The following is a 16,706-nucleotide window of genomic DNA, read 5'->3' on the forward strand; positions in this document are numbered from 1 at the left end:
TGACGAAAGACGAAACCCATGTCCGCGACCAAAATTCTCTGGGGCCAGATCCTCACCGTTCTTTCGATTGTCTTCCTTTGCGTTTGGGGCGCAACCGAATGGGTAGCTTGGCGGCTGGCCTTCCAACCGGAACTGGGCGAGCCCTGGTTCCGCCTATTCGGCTTTCCCTTTTACCTGCCGCCTGCCTTCTTCTGGTGGTGGTACGCCTATGACGCCTATGCACCGCCGATCTTTGTCGAAGGCGCTTACATCGCGGCGTCCGGCGGCCTGATCGCGGCAGCCGTGGCCATCGGCATGTCGGTGTGGCGGGCGCGTGAGGCCAAGAAGGTCGAGACCTATGGTTCCGCCCGATGGGCCGAAGCCGATGAGGTGAAGGCCGCAGGTCTTCTGGGGCAAGATGGCGTCGTGCTCGGCCGCTATGACGCGCATTATCTGCGCCACGACGGCCCCGAACACATCCTATGTTTTGCCCCAACCCGATCCGGCAAGGGTGTCGGTCTTGTCATCCCCTCGCTGCTGACCTGGCCCGGCTCGGCCATCGTCCATGACATCAAGGGGGAAAACTGGCAGCTCACGGCTGGCTTCCGCGCCCGCCATGGTCGGGTCCTGCTCTTCGATCCGACCAACGCCAAATCGTCCGCCTACAATCCGTTGCTCGAGGTGCGCCGTGGGGAATGGGAGGTGCGCGACGTCCAGAACATCGCCGACATCCTCGTCGACCCCGAAGGCTCCCTTGAAAAGCGCAACCATTGGGAAAAGACCAGCCACGCCTTGCTGGTCGGGGCCATCCTGCATGTCCTTTATGCCGAGCCTGACAAGACGCTGGCGGGTGTCGCCGCATTTCTGTCCGATCCCCGCCGCCCGATCGAGTCGACGCTCGCCTCCATGATGAAAACCGCACATTTGGGCGAAGCAGGTCCGCACCCCGTCATTGCCAGCGCCGCGCGGGAACTCCTCAACAAGTCCGACAATGAACGCTCCGGCGTGCTCTCGACCGCCATGTCGTTTCTCGGGCTCTACCGTGACCCGGTCGTTGCTGAAGTCACCCGGCGATGCGACTGGAGGATCATGGATCTGGTCGCCACAAAACATCCGGCAACTCTCTATCTCGTCGTCCCTCCGTCCGACATCGCCCGCACCAAGCCGCTGATCCGTCTGATCCTCAACCAGGTCGGGCGCCGTTTGACCGAGGACTTGCAGGCCAAGGCCGGACGGCACCGCCTTCTCCTAATGCTCGACGAGTTTCCGGCGCTTGGGCGCCTGGATTTTTTCGAGAGCGCACTGGCCTTCATGGCAGGCTACGGCCTCAAGAGCTTCCTGATTGCCCAGTCGTTGAACCAAATCGAAAAAGCCTATGGCGCAAACAATTCGATCCTCGACAACTGCCATGTCCGCGTCAGTTTCGCCACCAATGACGAGCGGACCGCCAAGCGCGTTTCGGATGCACTCGGCACCGCCACCGAAATGAAGGCGATGAAGAACTATGCCGGGCATCGGCTCTCGCCCTGGCTTGGACATTTAATGGTCTCGCGCTCCGAGACGGCGCGCCCCCTTCTGACCCCCGGCGAAATCATGCAACTGCCGCCGACCGACGAAATCGTCATGGCGGCGGGCCTCGCGCCGATCCGCGCGAAAAAGGCCCGCTATTACGAAGATGCACGATTCAAGGAACGTCTTCTGCCCCCGCCGAAGCTTGCGGCTTCAGACGTAGGACAGCCCGACGACTGGACCGGCTTACCGGTGCCTGCGAAGCGGGACGCTTCCGCGTCTCTCCCCGCTGGTGGCGATCAGGATGACGAAGATCCGACCGAATCCGAGCGGCGGCATCAGCCGGAACTCAACCGTGTCGCACCGATCGAGAAGAAAACCCCAATCGACAATGAATTCGAGATCGACCTGCCGGACGAAACGGACGAAGACGCCGTCCGCAATAGCCGCCTGTCCCGTGTCATGCAGGGTGTGGCACGTCAGGTCTCGCTCGATCCCGACGACGGCATGGACCTGTGAGGCACAAATGACGAAGTCACCCCGCAAACAACGCCTTTCCGTCTATCTCGAACCCGCGGTCATGAAACGTCTCGTCGAGCATGCCGCACGCCGCGATCAGTCGAGGTCACTCATTGCCGAAGCCGCGATCGAATCCTTTCTGTCGCCAGATGCGGCCGAGCGGCAGGAAGCAGCCTTCACTAAGCGAATCGATCAGATCGACCGTCGCATGGCGCGCCTCGAACGCGATGTCGGGATCTCGGTCGAAACCCTGGCGGTTTTCGTTCGCTTTTGGCTGTCGACAACCCCGGCCCTTCCGGAACCCGCCGCGCAGGCCGCCCGAGCGAAGACCGGCGAGCGCTACGAGGCGTTTGTTACGGCGCTTGGACGGCGGCTGGCCAAGGGGCCACAGCTCCGGCAGGAGATCGCTGAGGATGTGGATGGGTGAGGTTGCTCGGCCAAACATAATCGACTTAACGGCCCATTGTGATTGCGGTCACAGCCACTTTGCAACCAGTCACAAAACATGGCTGTTTGCGCCGTCAAAACGACCATTGCGGGAGGCCTCGTCTCAAACCGAAAGTGCACGTTGATAGCGCTTGGGGCACGGTCCGTGTTTAGTGCGAACGGTCGCGGCTCGCTTTCTGATGGAATGCACGACTACGAAATTGTAAAAAGTAGACTCTTTGAAACTTTGCTAACGGTGGCACCATGGTTCAAGGCCGGATTGAGAAACTACGATTCATCGCCGAAGAGATGCAGATCGCCTTTTATCTAGCGACGAACCTCACCGATCCGTTTTTTGCGCGTACCATCGCGCGGCATATCCTGGTCAGGGCCGAGAATTTAATCGCGCATGCGCGGGGTCTTCGTCGTCCACTTCGCGACGCAGGCTTTGACACAAACGCGTTCCACACGGCCAAGGAGGCCTATGCCACCGAATTTGAAGAATATTTCAAAGTCGCGCGGCACAAGATTGGTGCCCATGTACAAGACTTCGATTTCGGCAAACGCATCGAGCTCTGGAACGATATCGAGATCGTTAAGCTCAGCTATTTTGTCGACGGCGCGCGGGAAATCTATGAGGGTCTCGGGGCGCTGACGGTGCCCGGTTACGTTCCGTATGCCGTACCGGCTGAGCTTTCTGATCCGAAGATCGTAGAGATCCTTCACCAAGTCCAGCGCTCGCTGGATGCCCGCACCTGGGTCGAAATGGGGACGGACTCGCTTGCGATGGCGCGCGGCAACACTTCCGCCGTCCTTAACACGACACCTGTTCATGCTCGTGCCGGTCAATTGGCCCTGATCCGCCGCTGGATCGCGCTACAGCTGGAACTTCACGGCAAACTCGCCGCGTATCCCGCGATCGCGCGCCTTTTCAAAGAACGCATCGTTACGGACATCGTCAGCTTCTGCGACTGCCTCGTCACGCGCCCGGTCGCAGCCGACGCCTTGCAGGCGATGGACGGGCTGAACAAACTTGTGCAGGCAGAAAACCAGTCATCAGCAGCGATTGATGATTTTGTCGCCGCATCGCATTTTGAAACCGATCTCGCAGCCACCCGCAGGGTTCGCGACAAGATCGGAGCTCATCTTGAAATCGATGAGGCGGAAACGCTTCCCATGCTTCTCGCCGACCTCAACGCCTTCGACCTCGACAAGGCGCTCGCGTTTTACGCTCGGGTCGCCGCTGCCTTCAACAAACAGTGCTTTGCCGTTCTTTTCCTGCGTATGTATGCTGCCGACGGCGCCCGGCTCTACGGCGTGACCATGGGTCATTCGGCAGTGAAACCCTTTGCGGGAGCCGCCGAGCCACCCCCCGCTGCTCCGCCCGAGCTACCACTCATCAACGACGAGCAGGAATACGCCAAGAATCTGAGGCGCTGGCTCGACGGCGATGAAAACCAGAAGGGAACTGCACGCGATTTTTTCTGGAAAGCGTTCATGGGCTCCGACGGCATCGAAGACATCAAGGAGACGGAGCACTTCGGCAGCGGCGCACGCTATCACACACACCAGTTCCGTAAGGCGCATCAATTCCTTCTCGACACCTTGAATGATGGCCTGTCCGATTTCGACTTTAAGGGTGTTCTCGATCTTGTTATGTCATGCCGAGGCGGCGCGCCCTATCCATTGTCAGAGGTGCTCGTCCGCTACGCGCCACACGCAACCGTCTTTCAGCAATACCTGATCTGCCACGTCCTCGGCGAAATCGGCAGCGAACCGCACGAGAGCGTCTTCGCCTTCTTCGACGCGCAAGCCCACTCGCCAACTTGGGCGGTTCGCTTGGAAGCGGTGATGGCTCGCTATAAATCCTTCATTAAGAACGAAGGGGTCTTTCGTACCAACCACAAAGGCCAGACAAAGGTCGAGCACGATGCGCTTGTCGCATCCATGACCCAAGCCATGTCAACGGACGAGCGGCTTATTTGCCTTCTCGGCTTTGCCAGCGTTCACACCGGGCCTCTCGCGGGTGTGTTCACTATCCCGTTTAGCAGTAACTATACGGCCCTCCAGGCCGAGCTTGAGATGCTCCTCCTGCCGCTTTTGAACGACGACGACGGCAACTCCAAGGCGGCCATGCTCAAACAACTCATTCAGACTCACGACTACGTGGGGGTTAGCGTTCATATCGCGATCAATCTCAATGGCGGCGAAAGCCACCCGCTCTACGCAGCTTTGGTCGATGCTTGCTGCCGAGGAACCATTATTGCGGCCTCCAACAATCAAGCGAGCCGTCATCTCGCCATGAGCTATGTTATGAATAAGGATCATCGCTTCGCTTTCGAGATCGCGGGGCCGCTTGCCGACCGCAACCCCGATTGGATCGATGCGCAAATCCTTGTCGCCCAAATTCTCGGTGAAATAGTTGGAGCGGAAGCTGAGGCGCGCAAGCGTGTGAGCAGCATCCGAAGCGCTTACAAGCTGTCAACGATGCAGGAGGCTGCGCTTGCGGCGGTGGAGACAGAAGTTCAGAACCGTGGGACACGTCAAGAGGAATAGTTTCGATCGCGTAGGACGACCAGCCTTGAAATACTGGCGGCCCCGACAGTTGCTGGGAAACTGACATCGCCGATGTCAGCAATAGGTCAGGGCGAGCCATGCTCGAATGCCCGCCTTTTTTGCAATGTTGTCGGTTGGCGGACAGACCGCAGTCGGCCCCATTTCAGCCATTCGCTCTTTCGCCGTCAAAACTTCAAAACGCAGCTATTCGTCAAACGAACGGTTTTTGATCTCTATCCGTCAAAGGCATACTTGTTCAGGAACTGTCGTTCCCAAAGAAACGCCCGATCAACAGCGCTGAGTTCGGCCTCATCGCAAATCTCGTTCCACGTTGCCCGGGTACCGTCAACTTGGGCGCCTATGATAGCGCGTGCGTCGTCGTCATGGAGCAAGAAGGCGGACGCCGCAGCGCGGCAGGTTTCCAAGCGGCTACGCCGATCGTCCTCCCCGATCAGCATAGCCTGATTTGCTTCGCGGCCGGTGCGCTGCTGGGGGCAGATGTCGTAGGCGGGAGTCAGCGAGAGTGACGCGCCATCCCAGAAGGCCGCGTGGTTGCGGGCATGGTCGTCGGTGTTGCCCGAAAGCACGTTGAATACCATGCGCCCGAACAGTTCCCGCAACGTTTCCTTCGGATCGGTAAAACGGGCGCGGATGATGTCGGCAAGATCGCGATAGCTGGCATAGCGCGCCTGCATTTCGGACAGGCCGAACATGGTCAGCGCCGAGACCATCGCACGCCGCGTCCATCCCTTTTCCGTGCGCGTGCGATCGAAGCGCTTGACCAGAAGCACGTCCTTGCCGTTGGCCTTGACCAGCCTAACGGGGGCGACGTTGAGCCCAGCGGCCACATCAGCCAAGCGCATCGCCACATATTCCGCCTTGACGATGGCATAGGTGTCATTCGTCGCCGAGAATTTGGCGATGAACTTGTCCTCGCCATCGGTGATCAACGCCTTTGGCCGGGCACCGCCGATGGAACTGCCATGAAACAAAGCCTTGTCGAGCGCTCGCGGAATAGGCTCACCCCGATCGACGCGCTCGGCCGCTTCCAGCAACTCCTCAAGCGTTGCATTTTCAGCTTCGCGTGGCTCATAGCGATCCGGCGACGCCTGAAAATCCAGAGCGCCGATGCGGTCGGAGCCAGAATTCAGCATGTAGGTCAGTTCATCGAATTCGACCGCTTGTGCGTCAACACCCTTCAGACCCGTCAGCCGATTTATGATGACCCTTCGCCCCCAGGCATCGGGCGATCCGTCGCGCAAGGCGCTGGCCATGTCGAGCGGTGCCTGCGGGACAAGCGCGCCGCGCTGCAACGGCAATTCCGGCAGATAGATCGGGATGGCGTCGGGACGTTCCAGATAGGACCGGCCGTAGTTGAAGACGTGAAGGTCGCCGTCGCGGGCAAGACGGCCGGCGACGACAGGCTCCGTGCTTGTGGGCAACCAGATCCACACATAGGCCTCACGCGGCAACGCTCTTGAACTCTGCCGATCGCCTGTCTTGCGCTCAGAAGTCATCCTTCACCTCCGTGCGCGGGCGGCGGATTGACTGAGGTAGTAGCGCCAGCTTGTCCTCGACGCGGGCAATCTGGGTGGCAAGGGCCGATGGCTCACTGACAAACAACGGCACGCCAACCAGATGAGCTGCCTCGAACACCAGTCCGATTTCCGCCTTGGCGCTTCCCTTCTCGATCATCTGTAACGTGCTGCGGGCAATCCCGATGCGTTCCGCAAGATCGGCTTCCGACATCTTGCGCTGTTTACGGGCAAGCTTGATCTGCCCGCCCATGAGGACGAGCGCCTCCTGCGTTGCACGCGAATAGGTTCTAATGGTCGAAGCCATCAATTTTGCCTCTTATGCCGGTCATGAATTAGTTTCATGCCTGATATAAAAGGCACATAACACATAATCTTCGAATTTTCAATGAATGACCGCTATGGACGTCACAAAATGCCTTTATGAAGTTTATATCGGGCACATTTATCTACGTACGGCCTTCGCAAGGCTCTCGATAGCGATGACAATATAGATGAAGGCGACCATAGCCCACCCTTGACGAGGCGCCTTCCGAAGACAAGGGGTAAGCAGGCCCGCCGTTCTCCTGTATTTGCACGCCACATCCCTACGACGACGAAAATCTGTTGAGCCCGCCCAAAATCTGGCTCTCTTAATCATCCCCGTGCCGAAAGCGTTTGTTCGCTCCCGGCAGAAATGGGGATCGGATGGCTGCTTCACATCACAATTCGGAAGGCCTCGCACGCAGCGCGCGGATGCTGCGCACGGCGCTTGGCTCGGCCATTGCCCGGTTTCTGGAAGACGCTTCCGTTGTTGAGGTCATGCTGAACCCCGATGGGCGTATCTGGATCGATCGGCTCTCTAACGGACTATCTGATACGGGGGAACACCTGTCGCCCGCCGATGGAGAGCGCATTGTGCGCCTGGTCGCGCACCATGTCGGCGCCGAGGTTCATTCCGGTGCCCCGCGCGTTTCGGCCGAACTGCCCGAGACAGGCGAACGGTTCGAGGGATTGTTGCCGCCCGTTGTCGCAGCCCCTGCCTTCGCCATCCGCAAGCCCGCCGTCGCTGTGTTCACGCTCGAAGACTACGTCGCGGCCGGGATTATGTCGGCGGCACAGGCAGAGACGCTACGCGAAGGCGTGACCTCTCGCGCCAACATCCTCGTCGCCGGTGGCACCTCGACCGGCAAGACGACACTGACCAACGCTCTGCTGGCGGAAGTCGCCAAGACCTCCGATCGCGTGGTCATCATCGAAGATACGCGCGAGCTGCAATGCGCCGCGCCGAACCTCGTCGCCATGCGAACCAAGGATGGCGTCGCCTCGCTCTCCGATCTCGTCCGCTCGTCGCTTCGCCTGCGTCCCGACCGTATCCCGGTCGGTGAAGTGCGCGGCGCGGAGGCGCTGGACCTGTTGAAGGCTTGGGGCACTGGCCATCCCGGCGGCGTCGGCACGATTCACGCCGGATCAGCTATCGGCGCACTGCGACGGATGGAACAACTCATTCAGGAAGCGGTCGTCACTGTCCCCCGCGCGCTGATCGCCGAGACGATTGATCTCGTCGCCGTGCTGTCCGGCCGCGGTTCAGCGCGCCGCCTCACCGAACTCGCGCGTGTCGAAGGCCTCGGCCCTGACGGTGATTACTGCATCGCGCCCGCCACAATTCACCCCCGGCCAGAAGAAGGAGCCTCCCAATGAAGCCTGCTGTTCAGCCCTCCCATCCCTTGGGCCAGCGCCTTACGCGCAACCGCCTCACCATGGCCGTGTCGGTCGCTGCACTCTCTGTGGTGATGGCCGCGCCCGCTTATGCCTCTGGCTCATCCATGCCGTGGGAGCAACCGCTGCAACAAATCCTGCAATCGATCGAAGGCCCGGTCGCCAAGATCATCGCCGTCATCATCATTATCACCACGGGCCTGACGCTGGCCTTCGGCGACACGTCAGGCGGCTTCCGTCGTCTCATTCAGATCGTGTTCGGCCTGTCGATCGCTTTCGCGGCATCGAGTTTCTTCCTGTCATTCTTCTCGTTTGGCGGTGGAGCGCTGGTCTGATGATGCCAGCAGGTGACGAGGTTCCGGGCTTCACAGTGCCGGTCCACCGTGCGCTCAGCGAGCCGATCCTGCTCGGCGGCGCGCCACGCGCCATCGCGATTCTGAACGGCACACTGGCCGGTGCAGTGGGCCTCGGACTGCGCCTCTGGCTGATCGGCATCCTCATCTGGGCGATCGGTCATTTCGCAGCGGTCTGGGCGGCCAAGCGCGACCCGCTTTTCGTCGAGGTCGGACGCCGTCATCTGCGCATCCCGGCACATCTCACTGTTTGAGGGCGCACGCCGATGATGAACCTCGCCGAATACCGCAACAAAAACACCCGGCTCGCTGACTTCCTGCCCTGGGTGGCGCTGGTCGGTTCCGGCATCGTGCTCAACAAGGACGGCAGCTTCCAGCGCACCGCCCGGTTTCGCGGTCCCGATCTGGATTCGGCCGTACCCGCTGAACTCGTCGCCATCGCTGGCCGCCTCAACAACGCCTTCCGCCGTCTCGGCTCGGGTTGGGCGATCTTCGTCGAGGCGCAGCGCCATCCATCGAACAGCTATCCCGACAGCCGCTTTCCTGACCCTGCATCGGCGTTGGTCGATGCAGAGCGCAAGGCTGGGTTCGAGGAAGCCGGTGCGCATTTCGAGTCCAGCTACTTCCTAACCTTCACCTATCTGGCTCCAGCCGAAGACGCTGCGCGTGCCGAGACCTGGCTCTACGAGGGCCGCGAGAAGACCGGCATCGATCCGCACGAGATAATGACCGGGTTCGCCGATCGTACCGACCGGTTGCTGCGCCTGATCGAAGCCTTCATGCCGGAATGCTGCTGGCTCGATGACAGCGAGACGCTGACCTATCTGCACGGCTGCGTTTCCACGAACCGGCACCGCGTCCGCGTCCCCGAGACGCCGATCTATCTCGACGCGCTACTCGCCGATCAGCCGCTCACCGGCGGGCTGGAGCCGCGCCTGGGATCAGCGCATTTGCGTGTCCTCACCATCACTGGCTTTCCAACTGCGACGACACCGGGCCTGCTGGACGAGTTGAACCGGCTTGCCTTTCCCTATCGCTGGTCCACACGCGCCATCCTGCTCGACAAGACCGATGCGGTGAAACTGCTGACCAAAATCCGTCGCCAATGGTTCGCCAAGCGCAAGTCGATTGCCGCCATCCTCAAGGAGGTGATGACCAACGAACAATCCGTGCTAGTCGATACCGATGCCTCGAACAAGGCGGCGGATGCTGATCTCGCGCTTCAAGAACTCGGCGCTGATTACGCCGGTATCGCCTATGTCACCGCGACCGTGACGGTTTGGGACAATGATCCCCGTATTGCCGATGAGAAGTTGCGGCTGGTCGAAAAGGTCATCCAAAGCCGCGACTTCACTGCGATGGCGGAGACCATCAACGCGGTGGATGCCTGGCTGGGGAGCCTGCCGGGGCATGTCTACGCCAATGTGCGGCAGCCGCCTATCTCCACACTCAATCTCGCCCACATGATCCCGCTCTCGGCGGTGTGGGCGGGGCCGGAACGGGACGAGCATTTTGCAGCGCCCCCATTGCTGTTCGGCAAGACCGAAGGCTCAACCCCGTTCCGGTTTTCCCTTCACGTCGGCGATGTCGGCCATACGCTGATCGTCGGCCCGACCGGCGCCGGCAAGTCCGTCCTGCTGGCGCTGATGGCCTTGCAGTTCCGGCGTTACCAGCGGTCACAAGTCTTCGCCTTCGATTTCGGCGGCTCGATCCGCGCGGCGGCGCTCGCCATGCGCGGTGACTGGCATGATCTCGGCGGCGGCCTGACCGATGGATCGGATACCTCTGTCAGCCTTCAGCCGCTCGCCCGAGTGGATGATGCCGCCGAACGCGCCTGGGCTGCTGACTGGATCGCCGCGATCCTCGCCCGAGAGAGCGTCGCCATCACCCCGGAAGTGAAGGAGCATCTCTGGACGGCACTGACATCGCTCAGCACCGCGCCGGTTGAAGAACGCACCATCACCGGCCTGTGCGTCCTCCTCCAGTCCAACGACCTCAAGCAGGCGCTCCGCCCCTACTGCATCGGCGGTGCCTGGGGCCGGCTGCTCGACGCCGAACAAGAACATCTGGGTACCGCAACGGTTCAGGTCTTCGAGACCGAGGGGCTGATCGGCACGGACGCCGCACCCGCCGTTCTGGCCTATCTGTTTCACCGCATCGAGGACCGGCTCGACGGATCGCCGACGCTGATCATCGTCGATGAAGGATGGCTCGCGCTCGACGACGACGGTTTCGCCGGCCAGCTTCGCGAATGGCTGAAGACTCTCAGGAAGAAGAACGCCAGCGTGATCTTCGCCACACAGTCTCTGTCCGACATCGACCGTTCGGCGATTGCGCCCGCTATCATCGAGAGCTGCCAGACCCGGCTTCTGCTGCCGAACGAGCGCGCGATCGAGCCACAGATCACCGCCATCTATCGCCGCTTCGGCCTCAACGACCGCCAGATCGAGATCCTCGCCCGCGCCATGCCAAAGCGTGATTATTACTGCCAGTCCCGCCGAGGCAACCGCCTGTTCGAGCTGGGTCTGTCGGAGGTGGCGCTGGCGCTCTGCGCCGCATCGTCGAAAACCGATCAAACCGCCATCACCGCGATTGTCGCCGAGCATGGCGCGGACGGTTTCCTCGACGCCTGGCTGCGCCATCGCGGCGTCGATTGGGCCGCCGACCTCATCCCCAACCTCACCAACCTGGAGACACTGCCATGACGCTTCGTCATTTCTCTGGCCACACCCGCGCGGTGATGATCGCCGCCACTCTTGCCATCCCGATCTCGGTGTCGCCATTGCTGACGACAACGGCGTCCGCGCAATGGATCGTCTACGATCCGACCAATTATGCGCAGAACCTGCTTTCCGCCACGCGCGCCCTCCAGCAGATCAACAATCAGATCACCTCGCTCCAGAACGAGGCACAGATGCTGATCAATCAGGCACGCAATCTGGCAAGCCTGCCATACTCGTCTCTGCAACAACTCCAGCAGTCGGTGAGCCGCACCCAGCAGCTTCTTAGCCAGGCCCAGAACATTGCTTACAATGTGCAAGCGATCGATCAGGCCTTCCAGACCCAATACGCCAATGTCTCCATGTCGGCCTCCGATGCGCAACTCGTTTCAGATGCCAAGACCCGTTGGCAGAACACGGTTGGCGGCCTTCAGGACGCCATGCGCGTACAGGCCACTGTCGTCGGCAATATCGACACCAACCGCACCGAGATGTCATCTCTCGTCGGCGCCAGTCAGTCCGCCACTGGCGCTTTGCAAGCGACCCAGGCCGGAAACCAGCTCCTCGCCCTTCAAGCCCAGCAACTAAGCGATCTCACGGCGGTCGTTGCCGCCAATGGGCGGGCTCAGGCTTTGCAATCGGCCGAACAGGCAGCCGCTGCCGAACAGGGCCGCGAACAACGCCGCCGCTTCCTGACGCCGGGTTCGGGCTATCAGGCTGGCAGCGCCCAGATGTTCTACGGCAATTGAGGGTGACACCATGGACGGCAAGACCCTCGCGCGTCTCGCGGCCGTGATTTTCGTGGCCGTCGCCATTGTCGCGACAGCGATCGAGATGAACCGTCGTGACGTATCTCAAGATGCCTCCGCGACCTTTCCACTCTCCACCCCAAGGCCGGATCCGCTCGATGCGGAACTTGCCCGGTGCAGCGGGAGTGGCGAAGCCGGAAGCCGCGATCCTGCTTGCCTGAAGGCATGGGCGGAGAACCGACGCCGCTTCCTCGGCCAGCCCGCCTCGGCAGCCTCAAGCCCGCAGCCATCATCTCCTGAGAATGGAGCGCGCTGAACATGGGCAATACCGGCGTCATCGATCATTTTCTCGAAGTCTTCACCCGCTATATCGACGGCGGTTTCGGACTGCTCCGGCCCGAGGTGGCCTTCATCGCCACTACCTTGATCGTGATCGACGTCACGCTAGCAGCCCTGTTCTGGTCGTGGGGCGCCGACGAGGACATCATTGCCCGCCTCGTCAAGAAGACGCTCTTCGTCGGCGTCTTCGCCTATATTATCGGCAATTGGAACAACCTTGCCCGTATCGTCTTCGAAAGCTTCGCCGGTCTCGGCCTGAAGGCCTCCGGCACCGGCTTTACCGTGAGCGATCTTCTGCGCCCCGGCAAGGTGGCGCAGACCGGCCTCGATGCGGGCCGCCCCCTCCTCGATTCCATCTCGAACCTGATGGGCTATTGGGCCTTCTTCGAGAATTTCATCCAGATCGCCTGCATGTTGTTCGCCTGGGCGCTGGTGCTGCTCGCCTTCTTCGTCCTCGCCATCCAGCTCTTCGTCACCCTGATCGAGTTCAAACTGACGACGCTTGCCGGGTTCGTGTTGATCCCCTTCGGCCTCTTCGGAAAATCAGCCTTCATGGCCGAGCGCGTCCTCGGCAATGTCATTTCTTCCGGCATCAAGGTGTTGGTGCTGGCCGTCATCATCGGCATCGGCTCGACGCTGTTTTCCGAGTTCACGGCCGGTTTCGGCGGCGCGACGCCGACCATCGACGAAGCCATGGCCATCGTTCTTGCGGCGCTGTCGCTGCTCGGTCTTGGTATTTTCGGTCCCGGTATCGCCAGCGGCCTCGTGTCGGGCGGGCCGCAGCTTGGCGCAGGCGCCGCGATCGGTACCGGTCTCGCCGCCGGCGGCATGGTTGCAGCAGGTGCGGCAACGGTCGGCGCCGTCGCTTCTGGCGGTGCATCTCTCCTTGGCGGGGCTGCGGCTGCCGCCCGTGGCGGCGCAGCTCTGGCCGGTGGCGCGTCAACCGCCTACAGCCTCGGTGCCGCCGGAGAGACCGGCGCTTCCGCTGTTGCCTCCGGTCTTGGCAATGTCGCCTCGACGGGAGCCAAGGCTGCCGCTTCGCCCCTGAAGAAAGCCACTGGCCGCGCGTCCGATAGCCTGAAATCCAGCTACCAGTCAGGCGCTCGCGCCGCCTTCGAGGCCAGCAGCGGGTCATCGACGGCGGGCACCGTGGGCGGCAATGCCCCGGAAGCCGCGTCAGGCTCCTCCTCTCCATCCGAAAGCCCACCCGCCTGGGCGAAGCGCATGAAACGCTCCCAGACCATGACGCACGGCGTTCAGGCGGCCGCGCACGCCGTCAAATCCGGCGATGCCCACGGCGGCGGCTCGTCCGTCAATCTCTCCGAAGGCAACTGACCATGTTCAAGCGACCCTCCACCCATTACGGCAAATCCCCCGAGCCAGAAACGCCCTATCAGCGTGCGGCCCAGGTCTGGGACGATCGCATCGGCTCTGCCCGCGTTCAGGCAAAGAACTGGCGGCTGATGGCCTTCGGTTCGCTTGCCTTGTCAGCGGGATTGTCAGGCGCGCTGGTTTGGCAGTCGATGAATGGTTCGGTCGTGCCCTGGGTGGTGCAGGTCGACAAACTCGGGCAGGCGCAAGCCATTGCACCTGCGACCGCCGACTATCAGCCCAACGACGCTCAGATTGCCTTCTACCTTGCCCGTTTCATCGAACAGGTCAGGAGCATTCCTGCCGATCCGATCATCGTGCGGCAGAATTGGCTGCGCGCCTATGATTTCACGACGCAGGGCGGCGCGCTGGCGCTCAACGACTATGCGCGCGCCAATGATCCCTTCGCCAAGGTCGGCAGGCAACAAATCGCGATTGAAGTATCATCGGTCATCCGCGCCTCGCCGTCGAGCTTCCGCGTCGCCTGGATAGAGCGCCGCTATCAGGATGGGTCATTGGCCGCGACCGAGCGCTGGTCCGCCATCCTTACCGTCGCCGTTCAGCCGCCGCGCGATGCCGACACGCTCAGGAAAAACCCTCTCGGGATCTACATCAACGCCATCAACTGGTCGAAGGAGCTTGGATCATGATCCGGCCGTCTCATCTGACCGCCGGACATCTGGCGGCGCGTAGCAACGCACTTCCGCCTTTCCGTAAATCCGGCTTACCGCTTCTGCTGCTTTACGCGTCCGCGCTTGCCGGATGCGCAACACCGCAAAAGCCCCCGGAAATTTCCTATGACGATGCCGCGCCCGCCGTCCTGGCGGCCGATCCGCCAAAGCCGGTTCAGGTGGTCGAGCTGCCGAAGGTCCTGCCACTGCCGGGCCAGTTGAAGCCGGTCGGCAAGGATGGCAAGCCCGCACCTGAACTGGCGGACCCGGCCGCCCGGGTGAGCGAAGCCAACGCCGCTGCCCGGATGCAGCCGGTCAGGAACGGCTTCATCAACTCGATGCAGGTCTATCCATTCGTCGACGGTGCGCTCTATCAGGTCTATACCTCGCCGGGACAAATTACCGATATCAGCCTGCAACCCGGCGAACAGCTTGTCGGCTCCGGCCCGGTCGCCGCCGGTGACACGGTGCGCTGGATCATCGGCGATACAGAAAGCGGCTCAGGCGCCACCAAACAGATCCATATCCTTGTCAAGCCGACGCGACCGGAACTCACGACGAACCTGGTCATCAATACTGACCGGCGCACCTATCACATGGAACTGCGTTCGACCGAGAAGACCTATATGGCCTCGGTCTCCTGGCAGTATCCACAAGATCAGCTCATCGCATTGCGCCGACAGAACCAACAGGCCGAGGCGGCCCAGCCGGTTGCCAGTGGCGTCGATCTGACCCGCGTCAATTTCCGCTACGACGTGACCGGAGACCGCGCGCCCTGGCGGCCCCTGCGTGCCTTTGATGACGGGCGGCAGGTGTTCATCGAATTTCCGCGTGGCATCGGTCAGGGGGAAATGCCGCCGCTGTTCGTGGTCGGCCCCGAAGGCGACACCTCCGAACTGGTGAACTACCGCGTGCGCGGCAATTACATGATCGTCGACCGGCTGTTTGCCGCCGCCGAATTGCGCTTTGGCGCAGGCAAGGACCAGAAACGTGTCCGCATCTCCCGGACCGACGGGAGGCCTGCATCGTGAGCACCGACATCGATCCCGAAAAGGAGGAAAGCCGGAAGCCCGATGCGGCCGAGGACGAGACCCGGTCGCTGACAGGCGAGCCGGTGCCGTCCATGCGTCTTCGCCCTGATCCGCCACGTGTCACGCGGCTTTCACGCAAGGTCCTGGCCGGTCTGGGGCTCGCCGCTGGGCTCGGCGTTGGCGGTGCCCTGATCTATGCCCTTCAGACCAGGAATGGCGGCAATCAGGGGCAGGAACTCTATTCGACCGACACTCGCACCACGCCGGATGGCCTGGCAGGACTGCCCAAGGACTATAGCGGTGTACCAAAGCTCGGTCCCCCGCTTCCCGGTGATCTTGGGCGACCGATCCTGAACGCTCAGAACGGGGGGCAGACGTTCGCGACACCCGGTGTTGTCGCCAATCCGCCATCCGGCCCAAATCCGGAAGAGCAGCGTCGCGCACAGGAATTGGAAGCGGCTCGCACCGCCCGGCTCTTTGCCCCGTCCGAGACGCGGTCCTCAAACACGAATACGGCAAATCCGGCACAGACAGCGGCAGCGACGATGCCACAAACGCCCGATCTGGCCAGTTTAGGCCTGGCTCCGCAGCCCTCAACGCCGTCGGCACAGGATCGCCAGCTTGCCTTCCTCAACCAGACGCCAGACAAACGCACGGTTTCGACTGATCGCATCGCCGCCCCGGCATCGCCGAACATCCTTCAGGCCGGGGCGGTGATTGCCGCCGCGCTCATCACCGGCATCCGCTCCGATCTTCCCGGTCAGATCACCGCCCAGGTGACGGAGAATGTCTATGACAGCCCGACCGGCAAGATCCTGCTCATCCCGCAGGGCACCCGCGTGATTGGCCAATACGACAATGGCGTTGGCTTCGGCCAGCGCCGCGTGCTGCTCGTCTGGAACCGGCTGATCTTCCCCAATGGTCGCTCGATTGTTCTGGAGCGCCAGCCGGGCGCCGATGCCGAAGGCTATGCAGGCCTAGAGGATGGTGTCGATTACCATTGGGCTGAGTTGTTCAAGGCTGCGGCTCTTTCGACTTTGCTCAGCGTTGGTGCGCAGGCCGGTTCGTCCGGCAACGATAGCGACATCATCCAGGCTCTGCGCCAAGGCGCGTCACAGAGCATCAACCAGACCGGCCAACAGGTCGTAAGCCGCCAGCTCAACATCGCGCCGACGCTGACCATTCGGCCGGGCTTCCCGGTCCGTGTAATCGTAACCCGAGATCTTGTTCTCGAACCCTATGGAGGTTGA

At 61.7% G+C, this 16,706-nt stretch carries 15 protein-coding genes; 13 read left to right on the forward strand and 2 right to left on the reverse strand.

Annotated elements, in window-relative coordinates; all coding sequences use genetic code 11:
* The first annotated feature begins 18 nt into the window (after window positions 1-18).
* The 3 genes from F3H95_RS17220 (at window position 19) to F3H95_RS17230 (ending at window position 4,989) form a co-directional block, all read left to right on the forward strand.
* Entirely contained in the window at window positions 19-2,007 is a 1,989-nt protein-coding gene (locus F3H95_RS17220) for a conjugal transfer protein TraG (protein WP_149746882.1), read from the forward strand.
* Between the two features lie 7 nt (window positions 2,008-2,014).
* Window positions 2,015-2,434 (forward strand): ribbon-helix-helix protein, CopG family, encoded by a 420-nt coding sequence (locus F3H95_RS17225; RefSeq protein WP_149746883.1) that lies wholly within the window; start codon window positions 2,015-2,017, stop codon window positions 2,432-2,434.
* A 263-nt stretch (window positions 2,435-2,697) separates the two neighbouring features.
* Window positions 2,698-4,989: a hypothetical protein gene (locus F3H95_RS17230; protein ID WP_149746884.1), complete on the forward strand. Its 2,292-nt coding sequence runs from the start codon at window positions 2,698-2,700 to the stop codon at window positions 4,987-4,989.
* A 233-nt stretch (window positions 4,990-5,222) separates the two neighbouring features.
* Here F3H95_RS17230 and F3H95_RS17235 read toward each other — a convergent pair whose 3' ends face one another.
* Together F3H95_RS17235 and F3H95_RS17240 are read right to left on the reverse strand one after the other, a co-directional pair.
* Complete coding sequence (locus F3H95_RS17235) at window positions 5,223-6,506, reverse strand: type II toxin-antitoxin system HipA family toxin (protein ID WP_149746885.1); 1,284 nt, start codon at window positions 6,504-6,506, stop codon at window positions 5,223-5,225.
* Window positions 6,496-6,831 (reverse strand): helix-turn-helix transcriptional regulator, encoded by a 336-nt coding sequence (locus F3H95_RS17240; RefSeq protein WP_149746886.1) that lies wholly within the window; start codon window positions 6,829-6,831, stop codon window positions 6,496-6,498. The genes F3H95_RS17235 and F3H95_RS17240 overlap by 11 nt, the downstream gene beginning before the upstream one ends.
* Window positions 6,832-7,211: 380 nt before the next feature.
* Between F3H95_RS17240 and trbB the strand changes: the two genes are divergently transcribed.
* From trbB to F3H95_RS17290, 10 genes are read left to right on the forward strand one after another with little or no spacing between them, the layout of a single operon-like run.
* Window positions 7,212-8,204: a P-type conjugative transfer ATPase TrbB gene (gene trbB / locus F3H95_RS17245; RefSeq protein WP_149746887.1), complete on the forward strand. Its 993-nt coding sequence runs from the start codon at window positions 7,212-7,214 to the stop codon at window positions 8,202-8,204.
* Window positions 8,205-8,263: 59 nt separating this feature from the next.
* Window positions 8,264-8,557: a TrbC/VirB2 family protein gene (locus F3H95_RS17250; RefSeq protein WP_244618050.1), complete on the forward strand. Its 294-nt coding sequence runs from the start codon at window positions 8,264-8,266 to the stop codon at window positions 8,555-8,557.
* A complete protein-coding gene (locus F3H95_RS17255; RefSeq protein WP_149746889.1) occupies window positions 8,557-8,829 on the forward strand; it encodes a VirB3 family type IV secretion system protein in 273 nt (90 codons plus the stop codon). The genes F3H95_RS17250 and F3H95_RS17255 overlap by 1 nt, the downstream gene beginning before the upstream one ends.
* Window positions 8,830-8,841: 12 nt before the next feature.
* Complete coding sequence (gene trbE, locus F3H95_RS17260) at window positions 8,842-11,280, forward strand: conjugal transfer protein TrbE (RefSeq protein ID WP_149746890.1); 2,439 nt, start codon at window positions 8,842-8,844, stop codon at window positions 11,278-11,280.
* Window positions 11,277-12,044: a P-type conjugative transfer protein TrbJ gene (trbJ, locus tag F3H95_RS17265; RefSeq protein WP_149746891.1), complete on the forward strand. Its 768-nt coding sequence runs from the start codon at window positions 11,277-11,279 to the stop codon at window positions 12,042-12,044. The genes trbE and trbJ overlap by 4 nt, the downstream gene beginning before the upstream one ends.
* A 10-nt stretch (window positions 12,045-12,054) precedes the next feature.
* Window positions 12,055-12,360 (forward strand): putative entry exclusion protein TrbK-alt, encoded by a 306-nt coding sequence (gene trbK-alt, locus F3H95_RS17270; RefSeq protein ID WP_149746892.1) that lies wholly within the window; start codon window positions 12,055-12,057, stop codon window positions 12,358-12,360.
* Window positions 12,361-12,362: 2 nt separating this feature from the next.
* The gene (trbL, locus tag F3H95_RS17275) at window positions 12,363-13,718 is read left to right on the forward strand and encodes a P-type conjugative transfer protein TrbL (RefSeq protein ID WP_149746893.1); all 1,356 of its coding nucleotides are present in this window, start codon (window positions 12,363-12,365) and stop codon (window positions 13,716-13,718) included.
* 2 nt (window positions 13,719-13,720) lie between these two features.
* Window positions 13,721-14,404 carry a conjugal transfer protein TrbF gene (gene trbF, locus F3H95_RS17280; RefSeq protein ID WP_149746894.1) on the forward strand — a complete coding sequence of 228 codons (684 nt, stop codon included), beginning with the start codon at window positions 13,721-13,723 and terminating at the stop codon, window positions 14,402-14,404.
* Window positions 14,401-15,456: a P-type conjugative transfer protein TrbG gene (gene trbG, locus F3H95_RS17285; protein WP_149746895.1), complete on the forward strand. Its 1,056-nt coding sequence runs from the start codon at window positions 14,401-14,403 to the stop codon at window positions 15,454-15,456. Before trbF ends, trbG begins: the two co-directional genes overlap by 4 nt.
* Window positions 15,453-16,706, forward strand: a complete 1,254-nt coding sequence (locus F3H95_RS17290) for a TrbI/VirB10 family protein (RefSeq protein ID WP_149746896.1) — start codon at window positions 15,453-15,455, stop codon at window positions 16,704-16,706. The genes trbG and F3H95_RS17290 overlap by 4 nt, the downstream gene beginning before the upstream one ends.

Origin of the sequence: Rhizobium sp. RU35A (assembly GCF_900156005.1) — a bacterium.
Lineage (GTDB): Bacteria > Pseudomonadota > Alphaproteobacteria > Rhizobiales > Rhizobiaceae > Neorhizobium > Neorhizobium straminoryzae.